Source organism: Labedella endophytica, assembly GCF_003990045.1.
Taxonomy (GTDB): Bacteria; Actinomycetota; Actinomycetes; order Actinomycetales; family Microbacteriaceae; genus Labedella; species Labedella endophytica.
This window is the reverse complement of record NZ_RZGZ01000002.1, coordinates 1520931-1544039: the sequence shown is the minus strand read 5'-3', so window position 1 is coordinate 1544039 and position 23109 is coordinate 1520931. Positions and strand designations below refer to the sequence as shown.

Annotated in this window: 18 protein-coding genes; 6 read left to right on the top strand and 12 right to left on the bottom strand. The window is 70.8% G+C overall.

What is annotated here, in order from left to right; translation table 11 throughout:
- Positions 1-41: 41 nt before the first annotated feature.
- From ELQ94_RS10690 to ELQ94_RS10675, 4 genes are all read right to left on the bottom strand, one after another.
- The gene (locus tag ELQ94_RS10690) at positions 42-1049 is read right to left on the bottom strand and encodes an alpha/beta fold hydrolase (protein ID WP_127049897.1); all 1008 of its coding nucleotides are present in this window, start codon (positions 1047-1049) and stop codon (positions 42-44) included.
- A 135-nt stretch (positions 1050-1184) separates the two neighbouring features.
- Complete coding sequence (locus tag ELQ94_RS10685) at positions 1185-1553, bottom strand: GntR family transcriptional regulator (protein WP_341807728.1); 369 nt, start codon at positions 1551-1553, stop codon at positions 1185-1187.
- Positions 1550-2518 carry a hypothetical protein gene (locus ELQ94_RS10680; RefSeq protein WP_127049895.1) on the bottom strand — a complete coding sequence of 323 codons (969 nt, stop codon included), beginning with the start codon at positions 2516-2518 and terminating at the stop codon, positions 1550-1552. Before ELQ94_RS10680 ends, ELQ94_RS10685 begins: the two co-directional genes overlap by 4 nt.
- Positions 2519-2875: 357 nt before the next feature.
- The gene (locus ELQ94_RS10675; protein WP_127049893.1) at positions 2876-3313 is read right to left on the bottom strand and encodes an Lrp/AsnC family transcriptional regulator; all 438 of its coding nucleotides are present in this window, start codon (positions 3311-3313) and stop codon (positions 2876-2878) included.
- 226 nt (positions 3314-3539) lie between these two features.
- Here ELQ94_RS10675 and ddaH point away from each other — a divergent pair, with 226 nt between their 5' ends.
- Together ddaH and rocD are read left to right on the top strand one after the other, a co-directional pair.
- Positions 3540-4397 carry a dimethylargininase gene (gene ddaH, locus ELQ94_RS10670; RefSeq protein WP_127049891.1) on the top strand — a complete coding sequence of 286 codons (858 nt, stop codon included), beginning with the start codon at positions 3540-3542 and terminating at the stop codon, positions 4395-4397.
- Positions 4394-5653, top strand: a complete 1260-nt coding sequence (gene rocD / locus ELQ94_RS10665) for an ornithine--oxo-acid transaminase (RefSeq protein ID WP_127049889.1) — start codon at positions 4394-4396, stop codon at positions 5651-5653. Before ddaH ends, rocD begins: the two co-directional genes overlap by 4 nt.
- A gap of 183 nt (positions 5654-5836) precedes the next feature.
- Here the strand turns inward: rocD and ELQ94_RS10660 are convergent, their stop codons facing one another.
- Complete coding sequence (locus ELQ94_RS10660) at positions 5837-6406, bottom strand: TetR/AcrR family transcriptional regulator (protein WP_127049887.1); 570 nt, start codon at positions 6404-6406, stop codon at positions 5837-5839.
- A gap of 51 nt (positions 6407-6457) precedes the next feature.
- On the opposite strand from ELQ94_RS10660, the gene ELQ94_RS10655 reads away from it, so the two are divergent.
- The 3 genes from ELQ94_RS10655 to ELQ94_RS10645 all read left to right on the top strand — a co-directional run bounded on the left by ELQ94_RS10655 (position 6458) and on the right by ELQ94_RS10645 (position 11090).
- Positions 6458-8788, top strand: a complete 2331-nt coding sequence (locus ELQ94_RS10655; RefSeq protein ID WP_127049885.1) for a glycoside hydrolase family 3 C-terminal domain-containing protein — start codon at positions 6458-6460, stop codon at positions 8786-8788.
- A gap of 101 nt (positions 8789-8889) precedes the next feature.
- The gene (locus ELQ94_RS10650) at positions 8890-10044 is read left to right on the top strand and encodes a heparan-alpha-glucosaminide N-acetyltransferase domain-containing protein (protein ID WP_127049884.1); all 1155 of its coding nucleotides are present in this window, start codon (positions 8890-8892) and stop codon (positions 10042-10044) included.
- A gap of 218 nt (positions 10045-10262) precedes the next feature.
- Positions 10263-11090, top strand: coding sequence for a hypothetical protein (locus tag ELQ94_RS10645; RefSeq protein WP_127049882.1), 828 nt, complete (start codon positions 10263-10265; stop codon positions 11088-11090).
- Between the two features lie 94 nt (positions 11091-11184).
- On the opposite strand, the gene ELQ94_RS10640 is transcribed toward ELQ94_RS10645, so the two are convergent.
- Complete coding sequence (locus ELQ94_RS10640; protein ID WP_127049880.1) at positions 11185-11850, bottom strand: copper resistance CopC family protein; 666 nt, start codon at positions 11848-11850, stop codon at positions 11185-11187.
- A 161-nt stretch (positions 11851-12011) separates the two neighbouring features.
- Between ELQ94_RS10640 and ELQ94_RS10635 the strand changes: the two genes are divergently transcribed.
- Complete coding sequence (locus ELQ94_RS10635) at positions 12012-13727, top strand: long-chain-fatty-acid--CoA ligase (protein ID WP_424977153.1); 1716 nt, start codon at positions 12012-12014, stop codon at positions 13725-13727.
- Between the two features lie 28 nt (positions 13728-13755).
- On the opposite strand, the gene ELQ94_RS10630 is transcribed toward ELQ94_RS10635, so the two are convergent.
- The 6 genes from ELQ94_RS10630 to ELQ94_RS10605 all read right to left on the bottom strand — a co-directional run bounded on the left by ELQ94_RS10630 (position 13756) and on the right by ELQ94_RS10605 (position 22951).
- Positions 13756-14862, bottom strand: coding sequence for a FecCD family ABC transporter permease (locus tag ELQ94_RS10630; RefSeq protein WP_127050291.1), 1107 nt, complete (start codon positions 14860-14862; stop codon positions 13756-13758).
- Complete coding sequence (locus ELQ94_RS10625; RefSeq protein ID WP_127049878.1) at positions 14835-15881, bottom strand: ABC transporter substrate-binding protein; 1047 nt, start codon at positions 15879-15881, stop codon at positions 14835-14837. The genes ELQ94_RS10630 and ELQ94_RS10625 overlap by 28 nt, the downstream gene beginning before the upstream one ends.
- Before the next feature lie 122 nt (positions 15882-16003).
- Positions 16004-18154: a RecQ family ATP-dependent DNA helicase gene (locus ELQ94_RS10620; RefSeq protein ID WP_127049876.1), complete on the bottom strand. Its 2151-nt coding sequence runs from the start codon at positions 18152-18154 to the stop codon at positions 16004-16006.
- A 302-nt stretch (positions 18155-18456) separates the two neighbouring features.
- Positions 18457-19716: an alpha-hydroxy acid oxidase gene (locus tag ELQ94_RS10615; protein WP_127049874.1), complete on the bottom strand. Its 1260-nt coding sequence runs from the start codon at positions 19714-19716 to the stop codon at positions 18457-18459.
- Entirely contained in the window at positions 19713-20507 is a 795-nt protein-coding gene (locus ELQ94_RS10610; protein ID WP_208007606.1) for a FadR/GntR family transcriptional regulator, read from the bottom strand. The genes ELQ94_RS10615 and ELQ94_RS10610 overlap by 4 nt, the downstream gene beginning before the upstream one ends.
- A 173-nt stretch (positions 20508-20680) precedes the next feature.
- Positions 20681-22951: a hypothetical protein gene (locus ELQ94_RS10605; protein WP_127049870.1), complete on the bottom strand. Its 2271-nt coding sequence runs from the start codon at positions 22949-22951 to the stop codon at positions 20681-20683.
- Between the last annotated feature and the right edge of the window lie 158 nt (positions 22952-23109).

Here is a 23109-nt window from a genome sequence, read left to right as displayed (position 1 = left end):
AGCGCCACTCGAGTCGCGCTCGCGTCCGTTCAGGATCGCCGCTATTCAGAGTCGTCCTGCTCGCGCACCGCCCGCTCGTGGGCGGACTGCATGGCCTCGGCGTGCTCCGTCTTCGCCGCGGCGAGAGCCGCGTCGTCGTCCTGCGCCACGGCGATCGACTCGCGCAATCGTGCCCGCATCGCCCTGACCGTGTCGGAGAAGGAGGGCTTCGGCGCCGTGCCCTCCTCGATGTCCTCGTCCGGGTAGTGGCGCAGCCGTACGTCTCCGTCGCCGAGAACGGGCTGTTCCGCGTGCTCGACGCAGAGGCGTGCCACCTCGGGGGCGTGCGCGTGCATCACCGAGTGGGCCGCCCCCGGGATCTCCCAGAGGCGCGCGGACGGCAGCAGCTCGCCGATCCGCTCCACCCAGTCGCGGGGCGCGACGGCGTCGTGCTCGCCGCGGATCACGAGGGTGTGGGCTCGCACGTGGGGGAGGGCCTGCTCGATCGGGAAGCGCATCATGTTCGGGAGGATGCGGGAGAACCAGCGCACTCCGCACACGAGATAGGCGCCGATCGCGAGCGCCTTCACGCGACCCGGTTCGAACCAGCTGGCCTGCAGGAAGCGGACGGCCTGCGTGAGGACGCGCCGCTCCGCGGGGTTCACGACCGGTCCGATGAGGACGAGCGTCGACAGCCCGGGGCGGCGCGCGGCGAGGTCGGTGACCACTTGCGTGCCCATCGAGTGACCGACGATGATCGGGTCCCCGAGCTCCAGCTCGTCGATGACGCGGCCGAGCAGGTCGGCGTATTGACGGATGGTCATCGCCCGGCCGGGGTGGGGCACTCCGGCGAACCCGGGCAGGTCTACCGCGTGCACGGGGCCGAAGCGGTTGAGGTTGGGGGCGAGGCGCTCGAAGTAGTCGGAGGAGACGCCGATGCCGGGGACGAGGAGGAAGGGGCGTGTGCCGCTCGCCCCGATGGTGTTCACCCGCACGAACGTGGAGCCGGAGCGGACCCGCCGAACGGTCACGTCCGTCGAGCGTGCTTCGTCCTTCCCGTCCCTCACCATTCCCCCACTCTGCCGCACATCCTGCACCCGTCCCTGCCGGTGTCGTTTCCCGGCTATCCCGCCACCTGAGGCGTTTGAGCGTGATCGCGCCTGTACACCGGCGCGATCACGCTCAAACGCAGTACCTGGGAGCGGTCAGGAGGGGGAGGGGAGGCCGAGGGCGGCGCGGGCGTAGCCGAGGGCGTCGTCCGGGGTGAGGCCGAGCTGTCGGGCCCGGTCGGCGAAGGCCGTGGCGGCGGCCTGTGCCTGGCGCTGCGTCGGGTCCCCGGTCGCCGCGACGAAGGTGCCGTGCCGTCCGCGGGTCTCGATGACCTCGTCGCGTTCGAGTTCGCGGTAGGCGCGGGCGACGGTGCCGGGGGCGAGGCCGAGGTCGTCGGCGAGCTTCCGCACGGTGGGCAGCTTCGTCCCGGACGCGAGCCCGCCGGTGCGGACGGCCTCGAGGATCTGCGCCCGCAGCTGCTCGAACGGGGCGACGCCCGACGTGGGGTCGACGAGGAGCATCATCGGACGTCCCCCTCCGCGGGAGCCTCGGTGGAGGCGGCGGTCGTCGGCGCGGCGGGGGCCGTGTTCCCCGCGGGTGTCGCCCACAGTCGACGCCGATAGTGACGCTGCGGGTTCGAAGCGAGGGCGACGATCGCGAGGATCATCCCGACGAAGGCGAAGAGGCCGACGAGTCCCATGGCACCGAGCGCGAGCATGTTGCCCGGGCTGTCATACGGCTGTACGAGACGGACGTCGGAGATGAGCGTCACGAGCGGCACGAGCGCGCTCGCGAATCCGAGGGCGAGCGGAACCGACATGAGGTCGCGCAGGGCGATGGCGCGGATGGCGTCGTCCCAGGCGAGCTCGAGGACAGACCCGGCGCGCTGGCCGCGGTCGAGGATCGACCGAGCGAGCAGCAGTGCCGCGACGAGCGCCACCACGGCGGCCGCGGCGACCGCGATCGGCAAGATCGCCTGGTCCCAGGTGAAACCGAGGGGGAGGGTCGCGATGGTGACGACGACCCCGAGGACGACCGCGCCGATCGCCCCGCGGTACTCGATGGGGATGAGGTAGTCATGGATCGTGGGCGAGGAGAGCCGCGCGATCCGCGGCACGTCGCTCGGCAGTTCCCGTGTCGTCCGCAGCGCGCTGAGACCGGCGCCGACGCCGATGCCCGTGAGGGCGATGAGGAAGATGCCGAGCACCGTGAAGTCGTTCCGGCCGAAGGCGGGCAGGAAGAGCGCCGCGAGGATCGCGACGATCAGTCCGATCCCTCCGCCGACGGCGATGAAGCGTTCGCGGACGGCGAGCCGGAGTCCGACCCGTTCGTCCTCGATGGGCGAGGTGGGTACGGCGAGGTCGATGCGCTTGGCGAGTCGATCGACGGCCTTGCGACGCGCGGTCTCGGTGCGCGCGAAGCCGTAGGGCGCGGCGGCCACGATGAGTGCGGCCCCGATGAGTACGTAGATCCATGCGAGCGTGGTCACGGGATCCTCTCCTTCGATAGGCCCCGGATGCCCGGGGATGGTGATGCCGGCGCCGACATTCTGTGTTGGTACAAACAACGTATCAATACAATCAGCGTGACACAACCCTCGATACAAAACTCCAGGGCACCGTCGGGCTCTTCGGGCGGCCGCCTCCCCTCGATGAGCTCAGGGACCGACGCACCGGATCTCACCGATCGGCGACCGGCCCCCGGCGAGAGCGTTGCACCTGCACGTCCGGCCCCTTGTTCCCCGAGCCTGCCGAAGGGCGCCGATCGTCTCGGGAAGACATGGCAGCTGCCACGCTGCGCGGCGGTAGAGAGACGGAGCCGACGGCAGGCCGTGCCTCGCGATCCGTCAGTCGTGCGTTCGGTGGATCAGCCGCGACAGCACGATCGCGCTGCGGGTGTGGTCCACGTTCGGTGCGATGCGCACCTTCTCGAGGGCGTCCTCGAGGGCGGGGATGCTGCGGGCGCGCATGTGCACGATCGCGTCGGCGCTACCCGTGACCGTGCCGGCGTCGACCACCTCGGGAACGCCGGAGAGGATGCGGAGGAGTTCGTCGGGCGCGACGGTGCCGCGGCAGAACAGCTCCACGTACGCCTCGGTGTTGTAGCCGTCGACGGTGGGGTCGACCTGGATCGTGAAGCCGCGGATCACGCCGTCGCCCACGAGGCGGTCCACGCGACGCTTCACCGCCGAGGCGGAGAGGCCGACGACCCCGCCGATGTCGCCGTAGCTCGCGCGGGCGTTCTGTCGGAGGAGATCGATGATGCCGCGGTCCAGGTTGTCCATCCGATCAGGCTAGTGGGGGTCTGCGGCGATTCATTGCAATCGGCGGTCACGAATCGGTGATTTCGTGCGTGCAGCACCCGACGTCCCCGCGATCGTCTGTGCCACACTGGAAGCGGCGTCCCGTCACCGCGGGGCTCGAGAGAGCGACCTGGTCCGCCGTCCCCCGTCCACGCACGGCCGCATGGCCACGACGCATCGGCGGCGCGCTCGCCGCCCAGGAGACACGATGACCGACACCACCACGACCACCGCCTCGACGCCGGAGCGCACCGCGACTCCGCGCACCTACCTCATGTGCAAGCCGGACTTCTTCACCGTCGTCTACAAGATCAACCCGTGGATGGAGCCGGCCAAGCCGACCGACACGGCGAGGGCCGTCGCCCAGTGGCAGACGCTCTACGACACCTACGTCTCGCTCGGCCACACGGTGCACCTCATCGACCCGATCGACGGCCTGCCCGACATGGTCTACACGGCCAACGGCGGATTCGTCATCGGCAACGTCGCCTACGGGGCGAGCTTCACGTACCCGCAGCGTCAGCCCGAGGGCCCCGCCTTCATGGACTGGTTCCGCGAGAACGACTTCGAGGTGCGCGAGCCCGAGGAGATCAACGAGGGCGAGGGCGACTTCCTGCTCGTCGGAGACGTGATCCTCGCGGGCACGGGCTTCCGCAGCGCCTCGAACAGCCACGCGGAGATCGCCTCCATCTACGGACGCGAGGTCGTGTCGCTCACGCTCACGAACCCGTCGTTCTACCACCTCGACACCGCGATCGCCGTGCTCGATCCGCTCACGGGCGACGCGAACGCGAACATCGCGTACCTGCCGAGCGCGTTCGACGCACCGAGTCTCGCGATCCTCCAGGAGCGCTTCCCCGACGCGATCCTCGTGAGCGAGGAGGACGCCTCCATCCTCGGCCTCAACTCGATCTCCGACGGCTACAACATCGTCATCGCGAAGCGCGCCGTCGGCTTCGAGAAGCAGCTGCGCGAGCGCGGCTACAACCCGATCGGCGTCGACCTCTCCGAGCTCCTGCTCGGCGGCGGCGGCGTGAAGTGCTGCACGCTGGAGCTCCGCCGATGACCGCCGTCGGACAGGCTTCCGCAACGGGAACGGCCACGGAGGCGGTGCTCGCCCTCGAGGACGAGCACGTCGCACACAACTACCACCCGCTCCCCGTCGTCGCGGCCACGGCCGAGGGCGCGTGGGTCACCGACGTGGAGGGCAAGCGCTACCTCGACTGCCTCGCCGCCTACTCCGCGGTGAACTTCGGGCACTCGAACGCGGCGCTCGTCGGTGCCGCGATGGAGCAACTCGGCCGTGTCACCCTCACGAGCCGCGCGTTCCACAACGACCAGCTCGGCACATTCGCGACGGAGCTCGCCGCGCTCGCCGGCAAGGACATGGTCCTGCCGATGAACACGGGAGCGGAGGCCGTCGAGTCCGGCATCAAGCTCGCCCGCGCATGGGGCTACCGCGTGAAGGGCGTCGCCGCCGACCAGGCCAACATCATCGTCGCGGCCGGCAACTTCCACGGCCGCACGACGACGATCATCAGCTTCTCGGACGACGAGTCGGCGCGCGCGGGCTTCGGTCCGTTCACGCCGGGCTTCCGCACCGTGCCGTACGGCGACGCCGCGGCGCTCGAGGCCGCGATCGACGAGAACACCGTCGCGGTGCTCATCGAGCCGATCCAGGGCGAGGCCGGCATCGTCGTGCCGCCGGCGGACTACCTGCCGTCGGTCCGCCGCATCACAAGCGCGCACAACGTGCTCTTCATCGCCGACGAGATCCAGTCGGGCCTCGGCCGCACGGGCGCCACGTTCGCGTGCGACCTGGTGGGCGTCGAACCCGACCTCTACCTGCTCGGCAAGGCGCTCGGCGGCGGCATCGTCCCGGTGTCGGCCGTGGTCGGCAACCGCGACATCGTCGGTGTCCTGCGCCCGGGCGAGCATGGCTCGACCTTCGGCGGCAACCCGCTCGCGGCGGCCGTCGGCCTTGCGGTGGTGCGCCTGCTCGCGACGGGCGAGATGCAGGAGCGCGCCCGCGTGCTCGGCGCTCGCCTGCACGCCGGGCTCGAGGGCCTCGTCGGGAAGGGTGTCGTCGCCGTCCGCGGTGCCGGTCTCTGGGCCGGTGTCGACATCGACCCCGAGCTCGCGACGGGCCGCGCCGTGTGCGTCGCGCTCATGGCGCGTGGTGTGCTCGTGAAGGACACCCACGGCTCCACGATCCGCTTCGCGCCGCCCATCGTGGTGTCGGAGGAGGACCTCGACTGGGTCGTCGAGCAGCTCGCGGCTGTCCTCGCGGACCTCACCCCCGCCCCGGTCGACGCTCCGTAGAACCCCACCTTCCCGCCGAAGTGCGGACTTCCGCCCTCTTTCTGACACGCATCGCGGCGAAAGTCCGCACTTCCGCAGAACTACTCTGCGGAAGTGCGGACTTTCGCGGTCTGTGCGCGCGAAAGTGGGGCGGAAGTCCGCACTTCGGCGAGGGGGCGGGCGCGGGTAGGGGGCGGGCGCGGGTCAGATCTCGAGGAGGGACCAGAGGCGTTCGATGTCGCCGGCCATGTCCACCGACCGGTCGAGCGCCCACTGGATCTGGATGCCGTCGGCGAGAGCGACGATGACGCGGGAGATGTGCTCGGGATCGAGATCGGCGCGCGCGGTTCCGGCGGCCTGACGCTCCCGGATCGAATCCGCGAGCGCGGGGAGGACGAGCGCATAGCGGTCGACGAAGAACGGGTGCGCGGGATGGGACGGGTCCTCGGCGGCGGCCGCGAGGGTGATGAAGAGCTGCACGAGACCGGGCACATCGCGGTTGTGGCGCATGATCGCCACGAGACCGTCGAGGAAATCGCCCTCCGTCGGGTACGTCTCGCCGTCCACCTCGTCGCGCTTCTGGAGGATCGCCGTGAGCAGGTGCTCCTTGGACTCGAAGTAGTGCATGAGCCCCGGGAGGCTGACGCCCACCTGCTTCGCGACCTCGCGCAGCGACGTGCCGCGGTAGCCCTCGCGGGAGAAGACGTCGAGCGCCGCCGTGAGGATCTCCTCCCGACGTGCGACGCCCTTCGCGTACGACCCCCGCTCAGCCATTCCTCGATGCTAAGGCACCGCGACGACCGCGTACACGGGGCTTGTTCGCCAATGCCGAGCATTGTATGGTTTTCGGACGGACGGCAGGGACGCCGCCGGGAATGGACGGAAACCTTGAGCCACATCGAACGCCTCGCCGACCTCACCCTCGAGGAGAAGGCCTCGCTCACGAGCGGTGCCGACTTCTGGACCACGAAGGGCGTCGACCGCGTCGGCATCCCGTCGGTCATGCTCACGGACGGCCCGCACGGCGTGCGCAAGCAGCGCGAAGGCGGCGACCACCTCGGCCTCGCGGACAGCGTCCCCACCACGTGCTTCCCTCCCGCCGTCGCGCTCGGATCCAGCTGGGACCGCGAGCTCGTGCGCCGCGTGGGCGTCGCCCTCGGCGAGGAAGCCCGCGCGGAGAGCGTCGGTGTCCTCCTCGGCCCCGGCATCAACATCAAGCGCTCGCCCCTGTGCGGCCGCAACTTCGAGTACTTCTCCGAGGATCCGCTCGTGAGCGGCGTGATGGGCTCCGCCCTCGTCGGCGGAATCCAGAGCCAGGGCGTCGGTGCCTCCCTCAAGCACTTCGCCGCGAACAACCAGGAGACCGACCGCCTCCGCGTGAGCGCGGACGTGGACGAGCGCCCTCTGCGCGAGATCTACCTGCGCGCCTTCCAGCGCGTCGTCACCGAGCAGCAGCCGTGGACGGTCATGTGCTCCTACAACCGCATCAACGGCGTCTACGCGTCGGAGGACCCGTGGCTGCTCACGACCGTGCTGCGCGACGAGTGGGGCTTCGACGGGCTCGTCGTCTCCGACTGGGGTGCCGTGAACGACCGGGTCGCGGGGGTCGCCGCGGGCCTCGACCTCGAGATGCCGTCGAACGGCGGGCGCACCGACGCCCAGCTCGTCGCCGCCGTGCGTGCGGGCGAGCTCGACGAGGCCCACGTCACGACGGCGGCCCGCCGCGCGATCGAACTCGTCGACCGGATCGTCGCCGGAGCGGATTCCGACGCGACCTACGACGTCGACGCCCACCACGCCCTCGCCCGCGAGGCCGCCGGCCGCAGCATCGTCCTCCTCCGCAACGAGGGCGACGTGCTGCCCCTCGACCCCACCGGTGCCGGACGCGTCGCGGTGATCGGCGAGTTCGCGCGGACGCCGCGCTTCCAGGGCGCCGGCAGCTCGCTCATCAACCCGACACGACTCGACAACGCCCTCGACGAGATCCGTGCGGTGGCTGGCGAGAGGGTGTCCTTCGCCCCCGGCTTCGCGCTCGCGGGTGCGCCGGACGACGCGACGGGCGTTGCGGCAGGCGACGCGGACGCCCTGCGCGCCGACGCCGTCTCGACGGCGACCGGCGCCGACGTGGTCGTCCTCTTCCTCGGCCTTCCCGCCGAGGAGGAATCGGAGGGCTTCGACCGCACCCACATCGAGCTCCCGGAGGAGCAGACCGCGCTCCTCGAGGCGGTGCTCGAGGTCAACCGGAACGTCGTCGTCGTGCTCTCGAACGGCGGGGTCGTGCGCACCTCGGGGTGGCAGGACCGCGTGCCCGCGATCATCGAGGGCTGGCTTCTCGGGCAGGCCGGCGGCGGTGCCGTCGCCGACGTGCTCTTCGGCTCCGTGAATCCATCGGGCCGCCTCACCGAGACCGTCCCGATCCGGCTCGAGGACAGCCCGTCGCACCTCACCTTCCCCGGCGAGTTCGGCCACGTGCGCTACGGCGAGGACATCTTCGTGGGCTACCGCGGCTTCGACGCGAAGGGCACCGAGGTGTCGTTCCCCTTCGGCCACGGGCTGTCGTACACGACCTTCTCCTACGGAGCGGTGTCGATCTTGGAGCACGACGGCGGCATCCGCGCGACCGTGGACGTGACGAACGCGGGGTCGCGCGACGGCCGCGAGGTCGTGCAGGTCTACACGGGTGTGCCCGGATCGCGCGTCGCCCGTGCGCCGCGCTCCCTTTCGGCGTTCACGGTCGTCGAGATCGCGGCGGGCGAGACCGTCACCGTGACCGTCGACGTCACGCACGACGACCTCGCGTACTTCCACCCGCAGGTTGGCAAGTGGACCGTCGAGGGCGGCGAGTACCTCGTCGAGGTGGGCGCCTCGAGCCGCGACATCCGGCGCAGCGCGACGCTCACGCTGGCGGGAGACGACCTCGACGTTCCGCTCGGCACCGACTCGACGGTGCAGGAGTGGTTCGATCACCCGCGCGGCGGCGAGCTCCTGCAGGCGGCCATCGACTCCGCGTCCGGCAGCGTGATGTCCTCGATGCTCGCGGATCCGGAGACGATGAAGATGTTGGGTTCCATGCCGCTCGAGCGCATCGCGTCCTTCCCGGGCAGCCCGCTCGACGCCGACGGCCTCGACGCCCTCGTCTCCGCCGCCAACGCCTGACCTGCTTCCGCCCCTTCGCCTCCCGTGAGGTGTCGCAATCTGTTGCCCGACCCAGTGGTTCGGCGACAGATTGTGACACCTCACGGCTCTAGGGTGGGGGCGTGAGAGCGATCGCGGATCCGTCCCGTGTCCTCGGGCTCGACGTGGCCCGTGGGCTCGCCGTGCTCGGCATGTTCGGCGCGCACCTCGGCGCCCCCGACGACCTCGTCCTCACCGACGCCGGCACGTGGGGCGCGATCGTGCACGGTCGCTCCTCGATCCTCTTCGCCGTGCTCGCCGGGATCTCGGTCGCACTGCTGTCCGGAGGTCGCGCGCGCTTCACCGATCGCGAGGACGTGGCCGACGCCCGAGCGCGGGCTCGCGTGCGCATCGCGGTACGCGCGCTGCTCATCTTCCTCATCGGCGTGATGCTCACGGCCCTCGGCACCAACATCATCGTGATCCTCGAGTACTACGCCGTGATGTTCCTCCTGGCCGTGCCGATGATCGGGCTCCGAGCGCGCATGTTGTTCGCGCTCGCGGGTATCGGCGCGATCGTGTCGCCCGTGGTCGTCGTGCTCCTCAGCACGGTCGCCGGCGCCTACGGGGTCGCCGAGGGGAACCTCCTCGTCGATCTCTTCGTGACGGGCGGCTACCCCGTGATCATCTGGATGTCGTTCCTCTGGTTCGGCATGGGGCTCGGTCGACTCGACCTCGGCTCCACGATCGTGGCCGTGCGCCTCGTGGTCGTCGGCATCGGCCTCGCGCTCATCGGCTACGGATTCGGGATCGCGACGACGGATCCGAACGCGGCCGACGTGCGCTTCAGCTCCCCGGGGTCGCCCGACGCCATCCCGGAACCCGACTGGTCGCTCCTCCTCGGGATGGAGGCGCACTCGGGCACGAGCTTCGAAGTGGTCGGGTCGTCGGGCGTCGCGGCCGTCGTCATCGGACTGTGCCTGTTGGCCGCCCGGCGACTGCGCGTCGTGCTCTTCCCCGTGGAGTCGATCGGTGCGACGGCGCTCAGCACCTACTCGATCCACGTCGTGGCCTACGCCCTGATCTTCACGGAGGAGCCGGGACCGTGGGCGTGGCCGGCCTTCGCCCTCACGGCGCTCGTGCTCTGCCCGCTCTGGCGAGTGCTGCTCGGTCGCGGACCGATCGAGCGCGTCGTCACGACCATGTCGACCCGGGCCGCGTTCGGTCCGCCAGTGCCGCAGGCTCGGGCGTCTGACATCGACCCACCGGTGTCCGACGGGGAGGTCCGGCGCAGGTGAGGCGTTCCAAGCGCTGTCGCCGCCTCGGATCACATCGAGATACTCGCGGAGGTCTCCCGGAGTTGGCCGGCCGGTCACGTTGCAGCCGTCTGCCCGAACCCGAGCTGGGCACTCGACCCCGCTAGTATCGGCCGTGGTGACCGTTCCGGGTGGAACGGTGAATCGCCACGGGAGTTATTAGGGGGAACGCGTCCGGCTTCCCGGGCGCGGTTACACGTATGCAAGCTCTCAACAAGACAGCCATCCTCACGTCCGCGACGTTGGCCGGAATAACAGCCCTGCTGCTCGCCGGGTGCTCAACCGCACCGGACGCCGGTGACGGCGTCGACGACAACGCCGCTTCGGACGGAGCGCCGCCGGCCGGGGTGTTCGAGTTTCAGACTCCCGCCTACGGTTCCGAGGGGGAGCTGGTCATCCGTATCCCCGCGGATCTCCTCGACGCGGCCGGCTCTGATGGGGACGGGCTGCTGGTGGGCGAGGTGACGGCGAAAGCGCATGAGCTGGACTCGTCCAGCTCATGCGCTTTCGACCTGGTGGTGGACTATCGCGGAGAGGGCCTCGACGCCCTGGAGCGACCGTCGATGACGGAGGAGGAATACGCCGCTCAGGTCGAGGATGAACTCAAGGCGGCGTTGATGCGGCGGTTCGGCGTCGAGACCGTCGAGGAAGCCGTAGCGCTCGCACCCGGTGGGGCCGCAGAGGTCGAAGAGGTCGTCGCCAACATCGAGCAGACACCGTATGCGGCCACGCCGGCTTGGTGGGTGCTCGATGCGACGCCCATCGATGACCTCGACGCCTCCGACCCGGAACCGGGTCGCTATCTCTCAGACGACTCCAAGACCCTGACGTTCGTGCAATCCTGCGCCTCTGATCCGCTCGACGACGGCAGCTCAGACGAGTTCGACTTCCCCGTCGAGACCGATGGCGCGATCGAGACGTTCGCGTTCGTGGAGATGACCGTGATGAAGAGCGGAACCCTCACCATCATCGACGCCGGCGTCTCCGACTACGAGCGTGACTCGAACGGCGACTGGATCGGCGGCTGAATCAGATCCGCAGGTTGCGGACCGATCGAACGCCTCGTCGACGTGATCTCCGGCGGGCCGCGTTCGGCCCGCCGGAATCGCGCGGCGATGTCCGCTAGAGCGAGCCGCCCTGCCCGGGGCCAGCGCCATCATTCCGGCGGCGGATCAGAAGGAAGATGATTCCGGCGACGATGAGGAGCACCACGAGGACGATGCCGGCGATGATCGCGAGGTGCGCGCCGGACAGCCCGTCCTCGGCGTTCGCGGCGTCGGAGTCGGTCGACTCCGGGTCGGCACTCACCGACGGTGCCGACGTCACCGAGTCGGTGGGTGTCGTCGCCGCGGGCTCCGATGCCGTGGGTGTCGGCATCGCTACGGGCGTCGTCACCGTGAAGGGGATCGACCCGCTGATCGGGTGACCGTCCGAGGAGACGACGCGCCAGTCCACCGTGTAGGCGCCGCCGGGCATGTCCGACTCCAGCGGAACGGTGACGGTGGGCCCGTCGACGACAGGGGCCTCGGCGACCCAGTCCTCGCCGTCGGCATCGGTCACGACCACTTCGACGCCCACCTCGAGGATGTTGTCCGAGTAGGTCAGGGCCACCTCGGTGGGCGCGGGGTCGAGAGAGGCGTCGGCCGTCGGCGTGCTCGACACCAGCTGATCGTGCGCCTGGGCCGGAGCGATCGCCGTGGTCGCGGCGAGCACGATTCCGAGGGCGGTCGCGGCGGCGAGGAGGACGCGGGGACGGCGACGCGCGCCGGACGGGGTGGTGGTCGACATTGCCCCATTATCCCGTGCGCCGGATGGGCGTCCGGTGGGAGTGGTCGCTGCCGTCGGAGGTGCGCCTCCGCTCGTCCTACCGGCTCCCGCCCCCGGTCGCAATGTACGGGAACGCCCATGCGCTCTTCTGTAGCCTGGAAAGCCCGAGCCGAGAGGTCATCGTGACCAACATCGACGACAAGCCCTGGCTGACCGCCTACGCGGACGGCGTCCCCTCCGATATCCCCGAGCCCACCGAGACACTCGTGGACATGCTCGACGGAGCGGTCACCCGCCACCGGCGAGCGACGGCCCTCGAATTCTTCGGCGCCGAGACCACCTACGACGAGGTCGCCGAGCAGGTCTCGCGCGTCGCCGAGGGGCTCCGCAAGCTCGGGGTGAAGGAGGGCGATCGTGTCGCCCTCGTGTTGCCGAACTGCCCGCAGCACGTGATCGCGTTCTACGCGGTGCTGCGGCTCGGGGCGATCGTGGTGGAGCACAACCCGCTCTACACGGATCGCGAGCTCCGCCACCAGTTCGAGGACCACGGTGCGCGCGTCGCGATCGTCTGGGACTCCGTCTACGACACCGTCGCCGCCTTCCCCGCCGACATCGGCGTTCAGCACGTCGTCGCCGTGGACATGACCGAGGCGCTGCCGCTGTCGAAGCGCGCCGCACTGCGGCTGCCCATCCCGAAGGCGCGGGAGCTGCGAGCGGCCATGACGAAGCGTCCGTCGCGTCGGCGCTTCCTCGCGTGGTCCTCGCTCGTCGAATCGAAGAGGCTGAGCCGCCGCCACGCCCGCCCCACGCTCGATTCCGTTGCGGCCCTCCAGTACACGAGCGGCACGACGGGGTCTCCGAAGGGTGTCGTTCTCAGCCACCGCAACCTGCGCGCCAACGCGATGCAGTGCCGGGCGTGGGTGCCAGGGCTCCGCGAGGGCGACGAGACGTTCTACGCCGTGCTGCCGATGTTCCACGCGTACGGGCTCACCGTCTGCCTCATCACGGCGATGAGCATCGGAGCGAAGGTCGTGCTCTTCCCGCGCTTCGACGTGGGTCTCGTGACCGACGCGTCGAAGAAGTCTCCCCCCACGTTCCTGCCGGCGGTGCCGCCGATCTACGACGCGCTCACCCGCACGGCCGGACGGAAGTCGAAGCTCGACCTGTCGCACGTGCGCTTCTCGATCTCGGGGGCGATGAGCCTGCCCGTGGCGACGGTGCAGCGCTGGGAGGAGGCGACGGGCGGCCTGCTCGTCGAGGGGTACGGGATGACGGAGTCGTCCCCGGTATCGCTCGGAAACCCGATGGGGCACTCGCGGCGGCCGGGTGCCGTCGGCGTCCCGTTCCCGAGCACCTCCATCCGGGTCGTCGACCCGGACGACCCGTCCGTGCAGCGCGAACCGGGTGAGCCCGGGGAACTGCTCGTGAAGGGGCCGCAGGTCTTCCAGGGCTACTGGCACCGTCCGGACGACACGTCCGAGACCCTGCTCGCGGACGGCTGGTTGCGGACGGGCGACATCGTGACGGTGTCGGACGACGGATTCGTGACGGTGGTGGATCGCGTCAAGGAACTCATCATCACTGGTGGCTTCAACGTGTCGCCGTCGGAGGTGGAGGAGGTCTTCCTCTCCCACCCCGACGTCGCTGAGGTCGCCGTGGTGGGCATCGCGAAGGACTCGGGTGGCGAGGACGTCGCCGCCGCCGTCGTGCTGAACGCCGGTGCGGTCTTCGACCCGGACGCGCTGAAGGAGTTCGGGCGCTCGCGCCTGGCCCGCTACAAGGTTCCGCGTCGATTCGTCGAGGCGGATTCCCTCCCCCGCTCGCTCATCGGCAAGGTCCTCCGGAAGCGCGTGCGCGAGGAGTTCTTCACGCCCCGGAAGCCGCAGCCCCGCGACTGACCGCCTCGCGGCTGCCCTGGCTCGCGGCCTACCGGCGTCGGGTCTTCCTCACCAGGAGGGCGACGAAGACCGGCACGCCCACGAGCGCCGTGCCGACGCCGACAGGCAGGGGTGTGGGGCCGAAGGCGACGCGTGACACCGCGTCCACCCAGACCATGAAGACGGCTCCGAGCACGATGGTGGTCGGGATCAGTCGCGCATGGCGCTGACCCACGATGAGTCGAGCCGCGTGGGGGAGGACGAGGCCGACGAAGCCGATCGCGCCGGCGATGCTCACGAGCGTGGCGGTGAGCAGAGCGGTGACGATCAGCAGCACCGTGCGGAGCCGCGTGACGTCGACGCCGAGCGCGGACGCGAGGTCGTCGCCGAACGTGACGGCGTCGAGCGGGCGGGCGTGGAGGAGGCACACGACCGCGCCGACGGCCACCACGCCGGCGCTCAGCGCCACGTCGTCCCAGCGCATGCCCTCGAGGGATCCGAGGAGCCAGAACATCACGCCGCGTGTCTCGTCCGAGTCGGCGAACGCGAAGACGACGAGGGATGTGAGCGCGGAGAACAGCTGCGTGCTCGCGACGCCCGCGAGGATCACCGTCGCCGTGCCGCCCGAGGAGAAGCGGGCGAGGAGGAGGACGAAGCCGAAGGCGACGAGGGCGCCGATGAAGGCGCCGCCCGACAGGCCGATCGCCCCGCCGCCGACCCCGAGGACGCCGATCACGACGGCTCCCGTGGAGGCGCCGGAGGACACCCCGAGCACGAACGGGTCCGCGAGGGGATTGCGTAACAACGACTGCAGGATGACACCGCAGACCCCGAGGCCGGCCCCGCACGCCGTGGCGACGAGTGCGCGCGGGAGGCGCTCCTGCCAGACGATCGCATCGTCCGACACGCGCACGGCGATGTCCGTGATCCCGAGGTGGTTGAGCACGACGTCGCGCACGTTGACGAGGGACACGTCCGCGGGACCGAGGGTCACGGCGACGCCGATCGAGAGCACGAGGGCGACCAGCCCGACGACGCCGAGCGCGGGAAGGGCGAGGGTGGATCGAGGGCCTCGTCGCGTCGGCGGAGTGACGACGCCGGCTGCCGCGGGGCCCGCTGCCGCGGGGCTCAGAGGTCGTCCCCGTTCTCGACCCACCACGCCTGGATCTTCTCGAGGCCGTCGACGAATCGGATCGACGGGTTCATCTCGGCCCCGTGGAGCGCGATGATCCGATCCTGCTGGACGGCCTCGAGGGTCTGGGTGAGGGGGTCGCCCTCGAGGAACGCGATCTTGTCGTCGAGTCGGTCCCCGGGGAAGCGGTCCCGCTGGAGGTCTCCGACGATGAGGATGTCGGGGGCGGCGTCGACGACGTCCTCCCAGCCTTTCGCTGGCCAGTCGTCGGTGTCGTCGAAGATGTTCCCGAGCCCGGTCTGGTCGGCGAGGAGGGCGGCGGAACCGAGGCCGCCCGCGACGTAGGGGGTCTTGGTGTCGGCGAACCAGAACATGACGGTGCGACCGCCGAAGTCGACCCCGTCGGTGGCGGCGGCCGCGCGCTCCTCGAGGTCGGCGACGAGCTCCTCGCCGGCCGCACCCACGTCGAAGATCTCGGCGAGCTCACGGATCTCCGTGTAGAGCGCGTCGACGGTCAGCGCCGTGGTGCGCGTGCCCCCGCCATTGATGCTCTGGCCGTTGTCGCAGTCGGTGGGGGACAGATAGGACGAGATGCCGGTCTCGTCGAGCCGGTCGCGCGTCGTCACCCCGCCCTCCGCATAGTGACGCCCGAAGGAGGCGGTGACGAAGTCGGGGTCGGCTCCGAGGAGCACCTCGTAGCTGGGGGCGTTGTCGGCCAGGCGGGGCACACCCTCGTCGGCCTCGGCGAGCGAGTCGAGGATCGGGTCGGTCCACGATGCGGTGCCGACGATGCGGTCCTCGAGGCCGAGCGAGAGGAGGATCTCGGTGGAGTTCTGGTCGAGCGACACGACGCGTTGGGGAGCCGACTCGATCGTCTGTTCGGTGCCGCAGTTCTCGATGACGAGGGGGTACTGCGTCGCCCCGTCGCCGGCGGAGGCATTCGCAGTGTCCTCGATCGTCTCCGACGCCCCGCACCCGGTGAGGGCGAGGAGTGCGAAGGCGGTGAGTGCGGCGAACAAGGGGCGCGTCGGTGAGGATGTCATGCGGGTGGAGCTCCTGGTGCGGGGGCGGACGGCCTGAAGGCAGCGCGGGCACGTCGTCACCGCGCTCGATTAGCTTAGCCTTACCTATCTTGGTGTTGTGACCCTGGCCCTCCCCGCGCGGGCTACCCGACGAGACCGAGCGTGAGCGGGAGGACGGCGGACGCGCCGGCCCGGCGGAGCAGGCGACCGGCGACCGTGAGGGTCCAGCGCGAGTCGGCGCGATCGTCGATGAGGAGCACGGGGCGGCCGCCGAGCTCGCGGAGGTCCTCGGCGAGCTGCGGGCCCACCGCGAAGCCGTCCCACACGCCCGCGAGCCGGTAGGCGCTGTTGCCGCCCGGGCCGCCCGTGGGACCGCCGCCCGCGAGGTCGAGGGCGCCGAGGTACGGGAGCTTGCCGATCGTGGAGAGCCCTGTGGCGAGGGACTCGACGAGGAGCGGCCGCGATCGTGACGGCACACTCACGACGGCCGCGGGGCGTTCGGCCCAGCCCCAGTCGGCGAGCACGCGCACGCACGCGTCGAGCACGTTGGGCGCGATCGGGGCGTCGGGGGCGCCCTCCGCGAAGATCGTGCGGAGCACCCCGCCCCAGCCGAGGTCGGTGAGACGAGCGAGGGCGCGGCCCTCCTCCACGCGCTCGTCTGGCGAGAGGCGACCCTTCACCGGAGCGCCGAGGCGATCGGCGCCCGTCGGCCACTGGGAGCGGGGTTCGATCGGCACACCCACGCGATCGAGCGAGGCGCTTGCCGTCGAGGTGGCTTCCTCGGTGACGGCGGCGGGGTACCAGGCGCTCGTGCACGTGTCGCATCGGCCGCACGGGGCGGCGGATGGATCGTCGAGGTCGCGCTGGAGCGTCTCCATGCGGCATGCGTCCGTGCGCTCGTAGTCGAGCATCGACTGCTGCTCGGCCTTCCGCGCGGCCGCGATGCGCTCGTAGCGTTCGCGGTCGTAGACCCACGGCTGTCCCGTTGCGACCCAACCGCCCGAGACGCGGCGCACCGCCCCGTCGACGTCGAGCACCTTGAGGAGCAGCTCGAGGGGCGAGCGTCGCAGGTCGACGCGGGATTCGAGAGCGGGCGTCGACAGGGGTTTCGCGTCGCTGGCATCCCGGAGCGCGTCGAGAACGGCGGTGGCGCGCGCCTCGTCGGGCATGGAAGCGGTGGCGAAGTAGCTCCAGATGTCCTCATCCTCCTCGCCCGGGAGTAAGAGCACGTCGGCGTCGATCGACCCGCGACCCGCGCGGCCGACCTGCTGGTAGTACGCGACGGGGGAGGACGGGGCACCGAGGTGCACGACGAAGCCGAGGTCGGGCTTGTCGAAGCCCATGCCGAGGGCGCTCGTGGCGACGAGCGCCTTGAGCTTGTTGCGCTTCAGCATGCCCTCCGACTCCTCGCGCTCGTCGGGATCGGTGCGACCGGTGTAGGCGCGCACCTCGTGACCGGCCCCGCGGAGCAGGCGGGCCGCGTCCTCCGCGGCCGACACGGTGAGCGTGTAGATGATGCCGCTGCCGCGCAGCTCGCCGATGTGGCTGAGCAGCCAGGCGAGGCGCTGCCGGGAGGTGCCGAGCTGCAGCACGCCGAGCCGCAGCGACTCGCGCGCGAGCGAACCGCGGATGGTGAGGACGTCCGACCCGGGGGCGTCGGCGGTGCCACCGCCCAGCTGCTCGACCACGTCGGTGACGACGCGCGCGTTGGCCGTGGCGGTGGTGGCGAGGATGGGAACCCCGGCGGGGAGCGTCGTGATGAGGTCGGCGAGGCGCCGGTAGTCGGGCCGGAAATCGTGGCCCCAGTCGGAGATGCAGTGCGCCTCGTCCACCACGAGCAGCCCGGTGCGCCGGACCAGGTCGGGCAGCTGCTCGTCGCGGAACCGCGGGTTGTTGAGCCGCTCGGGCGAGACGAGGAGCACGTCGATCTCGTCGGCCGCGAGCCGCGCGCGCACATCGTCCCACTCGTGGAGGTTGGCGGAGTTGATGGCCACCGCGCGCACGCCGGCCCGCTCGGCCGCGGCCACCTGGTCGCGCATGAGGGCGAGGAGCGGCGAGACGAGCAGCGTGGGTCCGGCGCCGCGGCGGCGCAGCAGCAGGCTCGCGATGAAGTAGACCGCCGACTTCCCCCACCCGGTGCGCTGCACGACGAGAGCGCGCCGGTGGTCGTCGACGAGAGCGAGGATGGCCTCGAGCTGGCCGTCGTGGAAGTGGGCATCGGGGCGACCGGTGAGGGCGCGCAGGGCCTCGAGCGCCTCCGAGCGGGAATCGAGGGAGGTGGTGGTCGACGTCATGCGTCCATCCTCGCAGCCACCCCCGACCCCGTACCCCGGGCTGGACGCCCCGGTGCACTCCTCGCACCCGGCGCCGCTGTGGACGACGGGTGCGGCGCTGGTCCGAGACCCCCCTCGGGTGGACGCGAATCGTCGCCAAGTGCCGGTCCCGACGACGATATGCGTCCACCCGGGGAGGGGGCCTCGGCGAGGTGGGCGCATTGTGTCGTTGCAGGCCGTTCGGAGCGACGTTTTGCGCCCACTCCGGGTGGCATCGGGGAGACGGCGCGTGTTGCCGAGGCCGCCGAACCGGGTGCGCCCCTCTACCGCGCGGCGACGTGGGTCGCGGCGGCCGACAGAGGCACGAGCCGCGCGAGCTGCGTCACGTGTCCGGGCTCGAGCTCCGCGACGTTCGTCACACCGAGGAGACGCATCGTGCGCTCGATCTCGCCGCGCAGGATCTCGATCGTGCGGTCGACGCCCTCGCGCCCGCCGGCCATGAGCCCGTAGAGGTAGGCGCGACCGATGAGGGTGAACTTCGCGCCGAGAGCGAGCGAGGCCACGATGTCGGCGCCGTTCATGATGCCCGTATCGATGTGCACCTCGGTGTCGTTACCGACCTCGGCGACGACCTTCGGCAGCAGGTGGAACGGAATGGGCGCACGGTCGAGCTGACGCCCGCCGTGGTTCGACAGGACGATCCCGTCGACGCCCATGTCGGCGAGGCGCTTCGCGTCGGCGAGGTTCTGCACGCCCTTCACGACGAGCTTTCCCGGCCACTGGCTCTTGATCCAGGCCAGGTCGTCGAAGTTCACGGTGGGGTCGAACATCGTGTCGAGCAGCTCCGCGACCGTGCCCGACCATCGATCGAGCGTCGCGAACGAGAGTGCCTCCGTCGTGAGGAAGTTGATCCACCACGCCGGCCGCGGCAGCGCGTTGACGACCGTCGCGGGCGTGAGCTGCGGCGGGATGGAGAAGCCGTTGCGCTTGTCGCGCAGCCGCGCGCCGGCCACGGGCACGTCGACCGTCACGAGGAGGGTGTCGTATCCGGCCTTCGCGGCCCGGTCGACGAGCGCCATGGACCGGTCGCGGTCCTTCCACATGTAGAGCTGGAACCAGTTGCGCCCGTCCGGATTCGTCGCCTTGACGTCCTCGATCGACGTGGTGCCCATCGTGGAGAGGGAGAACGGGATGCCCGCGGCGCCCGCCGCCGCGGCGCCGGCACGCTCGCCCTCCGTCTGCATCATGCGGGTGAAGCCCGTGGGGGCGATGCCGAAGGGCAGGGCGGAGCGTCCGCCGAGCACTTCGACGCTCGTGTCGACGCGCGAGACGTCGCGCAGGATCGACGGGTGGAACTCGATGTCGCTGAAGGCCTGCCGTGCACGGGCGAGGCTGATCTCGCCCTCGGCCGCGCCCTCCGTGTAGTCGAATGCGGCCTTCGGGGTGCGGCGCTTCGCGATCCGGCGGAGGTCCTCGATCGTGAGCGCCGTGTCGAGGCGGCGCTTCTTCGGGTCGAGCTCCGGCTTCTTGAACTGCATGAGCGGTGCGAAGTCGTGCCAGGTGGGGATGCGTCGGTCGATCATGCGATCGGTCCTTCCGTCGGTGCGGGTGCGGGTGCGGGTGCGGGTGCGGGGTTCGCGGGGGTGGGCGCGGAGCCGAGGCCGATCTCGGCGTAGTAGCCGGCGATGTGGCCGTGTACGGCGCTGCGGGCGGCCGCGCCGTCCCCCGCGCGGATGGCGTCGAGGATGCCGCGATGCTCCTTCGCGAGGCGGGCGGCCGTGTCGGACCAGGAGGAGAGCGTGGGCACGCCGGCGACGGCGTATCCCTCGATCGAGTCGCGCAGGCCCGCCATCGTCGCGACGATCACCTGGTTGCCCGCCGCCTCGGCGAGGCTCAGGTGGAAGCGGGCGTCGAGGGCGAGGAACTCGGCGGGGGTGAGTGCGGGGTCGTCCATCGCGTTGAGGAGCGCGTCGGACTCGGAGAGGGCGACGGTGTCCACGTCATCGGACGAGTCGGCGAGGGCCTCCGCGAGGGTCGCGGCGACGGCGGTCTCGAGCACGAGCCGGGTGTCGACGATGTCCGACACGTCGAAGCCGGAGGCCGCGACCTGCAGGCGGAGGAGCGCGGACATGCCCCCGCGGGGCGTCGAGACGATGATCGCTCCGGACGAGGGCCCTGACCCGGTCGCGGTGCGTACGAGTCCGAGCACCTCGAGCACACGAAGCGCCTCGCGGACGCTCGACCGGCCGACGCCGAGTTCGGCCGCCAGCGCGCGTTCCCCCGGGAGATGATCGCCGGGGGAGAGGGCGCCCGAGAGGAGATCGGCTTCGACCGAGCGCAGGACGAGTTGCCAGGCGCGTGCGTCGTCGCTCATGGGCATCCTCGCTCGTGCGGTGCGGCGTGTGGTCAGACCACTGTGGTCAGACCACAGCGTAGCGCCGGAGTCGCCCGCGCACAACGTCCGTTCTCGGGACCCCGTGTCCCTTCGCCAGGCTCAGAGAGCGAGTGGTGCGGAGCGCCGCGAGCTGACGGAGCGTGTGGTCGTGCCTAGGAGGCGCCGCAGCGTGGAGCGGCGCACTCGAGCACGGTTCCGCTCCACGTCGCCTTCTTCGTCGACCCCACCCGCTGCACGCCGACCGCCAGGAGCGGGTGGTCGTCCCCGTCCAGGGCCAGGGCGAATGCCTCCCCGTCGCCGAGGTCCGTCGGCACCGCGCCGACGAGTCGGACGGGCGTCTGCGTCGTGCATGCCGCATCGTCGCACGAGAGCAGGGCGACGCTCGCCGACTCGTCGATGACACCGATGAGCGGCCGCCCGGTGGAATCGATGACCAGGGAAGGCGAGGACAGGATGACGTCGGCCGGCGGGTCGACGTCGACGATCGTGTTCGCGGTGCAGGAGAGATCGGTGCACGAGTACAGCCGCAACATTGGGTGTCCAGGGGCTCGGTAGAGCACGACCGGCAGCCCGTCGGCTCCGATCTCGAGCTGAGTGCCGTACGCGTAGTCGAAGTCGGCAGGATCGCCTGGCATCTCGGTATCCGGCGTCTCGATCGTCGATCCGCCGTCGGCCGTGGCCGTGATGACGCGGAGAGGGACGAGGCCGTCCCGCGATTCGCCGTCGGCCAGGGAGACCACGGCCGTGCGTCCATCGGGCGCGAGAGCCACGTCGATCGAGGTCGAGTTCGATCCGCCGTACCCCCACGTGATGGGGATCGTCGTCTGCACGCTCTCCGAGCACTCGGCGTCGGAGCAGAAATCGAGCGACACGACCGCGTCGATCGATTCGCGCGGACGCGCGACCGAGGCGATGACGGGGAAATCTCCGCTCGCGTCGATCGCGACGCCCAGGAGTCCTTGGTTGGACCGCGCGAACACGGAATCGGCGGGCTGGAAGACCGAGTCGATGCCGCCGAGGACGCGCTCGTCGCCGGGCATCCCTCGCTTGTCCCACAGCACGTCCTCGACCTCCTTCTCCGACAGTCCGGAGGGGAGCGGCTGCGCCCACTCCCGCAGGTCGTCGGGCGAACTGTACGTGGTCCGCAACTCGAAGCGGCCCGAACGGTCGTCCGGTCCCTCGATGGGGTACCAGCTCGCGGAGAGGATCCCGCCGTCCGTGGCGGGAGCGATGGCCGTCGGGAGGATGGATCGCATCTCGGTCTCGGGGGTGCACGCTGCGCCGGAGCAGAGTCGCACTCCCGACGACTCGCCCCCGAGCCGCGAGAGCACGGCCGTGCCGTCGGCCCACGGCACGATCTGCGACGACCGCCACACCTGCGGGACATCGGTGACCGCGTAAGACGGCACGCGCCAGGGGTTCGCCCACACCAGCACTCCGGCGAGGAGGGCGGGGACGAGGAGGACGGCGATGCCCCACAGCGCGCCACCGCGGCGGGAGGTCCGAGCGGTGGCTTGCGCCGTGTCCGTGGTGGACACGAGCGGAGCGATCGCCACGCCTTCCTCCCGGAGCGCGACGCCGCGCACGAGGACGCCGGCGAGCAGCACCTGGGCGATCGCCGCGGGGACGAGAGACAGGCCGACGCCGACGACGGGTGTCCACCACCCGACGGGCAGGAGGTTGCCGAGAGCGGTGAGTCCGGCCGTCACGAGGCCGGTCAGCAGCACGGTCGAGACGACCGCGACACGAGGGCTGCGGAAGGGTTCGGCGGATGGAGACACGATCATGCGTGTGGAGCGCCAGGCCCAGTCGAGGGCCGCTCCGAGCGGCTTCCGTCCGGCGACGACCTGCGGCCACGCGAGCAGGAGGGGTGCGGTCACGATGACGATCGCGAAGAGCACGAGGAGTGCAGCCACGCCGGCCAGGGGGAGGACCGGCAGAAGGACGGTCGAGATGCCCGCGACGACGACGGTGAGCGCGGCCGATGCCACGGCGGCGAGGGTGACGCTCCCGGGGCGACGTGCTGCGCCGGCCCACGCGCGACGCGTGGACAGGCGACGACCGTCGGAGCGTGCGAGCAGGGCGAGCGTCGCCGCGGTGATCCCATATGCGTGGGCGACCACGAGGGCGAGGGCGAGGAGCCCGGCGCCGACGAGCAGGGTCGATCCCGAGCCGTTGCGCAGAGGAACGATCTCTCCGTTCCCGATGCTGAGCACCCCGGCGAGCGCGGTCATGGTGATGAGTCCGGCGACGATAGCGACGATCACGAACGGGACGGCGTACGCGAGGAGCGGTTGTGGCGCGCCGAACGCGAGGTGTGCAGCGCGCGGCGGACCGTACATCCGGTCGGCTCGAGAGCGGATCGGCGCTCCCTCATCCGTCGTCTCGGCCGAAGGGGTCGGGGGTGTGGTGCGCTCGCTCATCAGCCCCGATGCTACTAGCGGGTCCGATCGTGGACGGAGGTCAGAACTGCCCATCGAGAGGGGGGTCGTAGAGGTCGGATCGATGACGTGGAGGATCGTTCCGTCGCGCCCGGCGAGCACGGCGACGTCGATGATCTCGTGCCCCGACCCTGACGGGG

Coding starts and splice junctions, on each gene's coding strand:
- ELQ94_RS10690 (WP_127049897.1), bottom strand. CDS start 1,049: ATGGTGAGGGACGGGAAGGACGAAGCACGCTCGACGGACGTGACCGTT.
- ELQ94_RS10685 (WP_341807728.1), bottom strand. CDS start 1,553: ATGATGCTCCTCGTCGACCCCACGTCGGGCGTCGCCCCGTTCGAGCAG.
- ELQ94_RS10675 (WP_127049893.1), bottom strand. CDS start 3,313: ATGGACAACCTGGACCGCGGCATCATCGATCTCCTCCGACAGAACGCC.
- ddaH (WP_127049891.1), top strand. CDS start 3,540: ATGACCGACACCACCACGACCACCGCCTCGACGCCGGAGCGCACCGCG.
- rocD (WP_127049889.1), top strand. CDS start 4,394: ATGACCGCCGTCGGACAGGCTTCCGCAACGGGAACGGCCACGGAGGCG.
- ELQ94_RS10660 (WP_127049887.1), bottom strand. CDS start 6,406: ATGGCTGAGCGGGGGTCGTACGCGAAGGGCGTCGCACGTCGGGAGGAG.
- ELQ94_RS10655 (WP_127049885.1), top strand. CDS start 6,458: ATGCCGAGCATTGTATGGTTTTCGGACGGACGGCAGGGACGCCGCCGG.
- ELQ94_RS10645 (WP_127049882.1), top strand. CDS start 10,263: ATGCAAGCTCTCAACAAGACAGCCATCCTCACGTCCGCGACGTTGGCC.
- ELQ94_RS10640 (WP_127049880.1), bottom strand. CDS start 11,850: ATGTCGACCACCACCCCGTCCGGCGCGCGTCGCCGTCCCCGCGTCCTC.
- ELQ94_RS10625 (WP_127049878.1), bottom strand. CDS start 15,881: ATGACATCCTCACCGACGCGCCCCTTGTTCGCCGCACTCACCGCCTTC.
- ELQ94_RS10620 (WP_127049876.1), bottom strand. CDS start 18,154: ATGACGTCGACCACCACCTCCCTCGATTCCCGCTCGGAGGCGCTCGAG.
- ELQ94_RS10615 (WP_127049874.1), bottom strand. CDS start 19,716: ATGATCGACCGACGCATCCCCACCTGGCACGACTTCGCACCGCTCATG.
- ELQ94_RS10610 (WP_208007606.1), bottom strand. CDS start 20,507: ATGAGCGACGACGCACGCGCCTGGCAACTCGTCCTGCGCTCGGTCGAA.
- ELQ94_RS10605 (WP_127049870.1), bottom strand. CDS start 22,951: ATGAGCGAGCGCACCACACCCCCGACCCCTTCGGCCGAGACGACGGAT.